This window comes from Lutibacter sp., assembly GCF_013041805.1.
Taxonomy (GTDB): Bacteria; Bacteroidota; Bacteroidia; order Flavobacteriales; family Flavobacteriaceae; genus Lutibacter.
Genome location: NZ_JABDRI010000008.1, coordinates 1 through 3149 on the forward strand (window position 1 = coordinate 1; position 3149 = coordinate 3149).

The 3149-nt window shown below is 35.0% G+C and carries 2 protein-coding genes and 1 pseudogene; all 3 read right to left on the bottom strand.

From position 1 onward, the window contains the following. Positions 1-1146, bottom strand: a pseudogene (locus tag HKP59_RS00650) (lectin-like protein); the annotation flags it as partial. Between the two features lie 7 nt (positions 1147-1153). Next, a complete protein-coding gene (mazG, locus tag HKP59_RS00655; protein WP_291802580.1) occupies positions 1154-1927 on the bottom strand; it encodes a nucleoside triphosphate pyrophosphohydrolase in 774 nt (257 codons plus the stop codon). 107 nt (positions 1928-2034) lie between these two features. Beyond that, positions 2035-3149: aconitase family protein (locus HKP59_RS00660; protein WP_291802582.1), on the bottom strand; the 1115-nt coding region annotated here is incomplete at its 5' end.

Genomic DNA, 3149 nt, shown 5'->3' on the forward strand with positions numbered 1-3149 from the left:
TAAACAACCATTTTCTGAGGCTAATACATAATAAACCGTTGTTGAGTTTATATTTGGCGTTGTAAATGTATTTCCATTTACAATTGGTACTCCACCTGTTACAGAGTCGAACCAAAATATAGTTGCCATAGTCGATGAAGCATATGCTTCTAAAGTGAGACTACCACTTCCACATATTGAAGCAATACTAACACTTGCAATGGTATTAACATATATGGATGTGGTTGCAGAAATATCTAAAACTGGTTCACCAGGACTTCCGTATTCCACTATATACCCTTTTGGTTGATAATCACCACTTGTTGCTCCAGTATTAGACAAATCGTTCCATGACCCCGCCAATCCTACACCAGGAGCCGTTATATGTGCATAGTCTTCACCCCCGCAACAATTATTTGGTTCAGATGGATTTGTATTCCAATTAGCATAGTTTGGTGATGAGCCATTGGCTAAGCCATTCCAAAAAATAGTCCCGTTTTCAGGACCAGTAACCCATCGCCATGTGCCCTCTTGTTGCGCATCACTCCCTCCTATCCATCCTGCTCCAGCGGCTTGTTCCCCTGATAATTGGGCTTCCTCAGGCGAAGTAATCGTTGCTAAATACCCTTGTAAACCAAAGTAAGTGCTGTTTTCTGCAGCCACTTTAGCTTCTGTCCATGTAATACCAATAGCCTCTACATATTCATAATAATGACCTGTTTTTGGTAAATAATTGGCGTCTCCAATTGTAAATGAAAAGAACTTGTCAACAGGATTATTTGTTGTGCTTCTAAAAACAACATCTTTCGCAGCTGCAATTAAATCAACATAAGATACTTCTAGAGATCCAATACCTTTAAGTGTTAATTTTCCTTCCGTTTGATTCCAATTGGATATTATATTAGGATGATTTCCATTGAGTGCAAGCAAATCAAATCCAAATTCGTAACCTGTTGATATTTGAATAAATAAGGCCTCAATTTCGGTATCGTCGGGATCCACAATATCAAAGTCAGTGACAATATTTATTTCACTCAAAGGACAATATGGTTGATTACCAGTTGCTGTGATTGTAGGAGGAATATTAGCACTATGAGACCAGCTGAATTTTACGAGAAGTAAGAACAAAAAAATGAATAAATATGTATCCCTATGGTATGTAGACATAATTTTTTTATACGGTTTTTGCTTCTTCCCAAAAAACATCCATCTCAGCAAGGGTCATTTCATCTAATGACTTATTTAATGATTTAGCCTTAGCTTCTAAATACTTAAATCGTTTTGTGAATTTTTTATTGGTTCGTTCTAGAGCATTTTCAGGGTTTATTTTTAAGAATCTAGCATAATTTACCAAAGAAAATAAAACGTCTCCAAATTCGTTTTCCATGGCAGATTTGTTATCTGCCTCTACCTCCATTTTAAATTCACTTAACTCTTCCTCCACCTTCTCCCAAACTTGATTAGGCACTTCCCAATCAAACCCTATACCAGCCACTTTTTCTTGAATACGATTCGCTTTCACTAATGCAGGTAAACTATTTGGCACACCTTCTAACACACTTTTTTTACCTTCCTTAAGTTTTAAATTTTCCCAATTTCGTTTTACTTCATCCTCATTAGCAACTTTGACATCTCCATAAATATGTGGATGTCTAGATATTAGCTTTTCACTTATATTATTACAAACATCAGCTATGTCAAAATCATTTGTTTCACTTCCAATTTTAGAGTAAAATACAATATGCAATAACACATCACCTAATTCCTTCTTTATTTCGGCTAAATCATTATCTAAAATAGCATCACCAAGCTCATAAGTTTCTTCAATGGTCAGATGCCTTAAACTTTCCATAGTTTGTTTTTTATCCCATGGACACTGCTCACGAAGTTCATCCATTATAGTTAATAATCTATCGAAAGCCTTTAGCTGATTTTCTCTTGAATTCATATGATATCTTTTTGTAAAAATACAACTATAAATGAGTTTTTATAAAGGCATTTAAATAAAAAATCCAGCTTATTGAGCTGGATTTTTTATTTAATATTTAGCTTTAATTAAGCATTTTGTTTTTTAATTAAATTTAAGGCTGAACCTTCATTGTACCAAGCTATTTGAGCCTTATTATACGTGTGATTCAATTTAATTACATCTTTAGATCGATCAGAATGAACAACCTCTAGAGTTAATTGCTTGTTTGGAGCAAATTCCATTAAATCTAAAAAGTTAAACGTATCATCTTCTTGAATTAAATCATAATCACTCTCATTTGCAAATGTAAGCCCTAACATACCCTGCTTTTTAAGGTTTGTTTCATGAATACGTGCGAAAGACTTAACGATTACAGCTGCAACACCCAAATGCCTTGGTTGCATGGCTGCATGCTCACGTGAGGATCCTTCACCATAGTTGTGATCTCCAACAACTACTGTTTTTATTCTTTCCTTTTTATATTGACGTTGCACATCGGGAACACCTCCGTATTCACCAGATAATTGATTTTTTACAAAATTTGTTTTTTTATTAAAAGCATTTACGGCACCAATAAGCGTATTATTAGCAATATTATCAAGATGTCCTCTAAAACGTAACCACGGACCTGCCATACTAATATGGTCAGTTGTACATTTTCCAAAGGCTTTGATAAGTAATTTTGCCCCATTAATAGTATTTCCTATTGGAATAAATGGTTCTAAGAGTTGTAATCTTTCAGAATCCTCTTTTACAGAAACTTGAACATGGCTACCATCTGCCTCTGGGGCTAAATAACCATTATCATCCACAGCAAAACCATTTGGTGGTAACTCCCAACCCGTTGGTTCATCAAACATGACTTCCTGACCATTTTCGCTAATTAATTTATCTTTTAAAGGATTAAAATCCAAACGCCCTGCAATAGCAATAGCTGCAGTGATTTCAGGTGAAGCTACAAATGCATGTGTATTTGGATTACCATCTGCACGCTTCGCAAAGTTTCTATTAAAAGAATGAACTATACTATTTTTTGGTGCGTTCTTAGGATCACTATATCGTGCCCATTGCCCGATACACGGTCCACAAGCATTTGTAAAAATTTTAGCATCTAACTTTTCAAATACTTCAAGAATACCATCTCTTTCAGCAGTATATCTAACTTGTTCAGAACCTGGATTAATACCTAATTCTGCTTTCA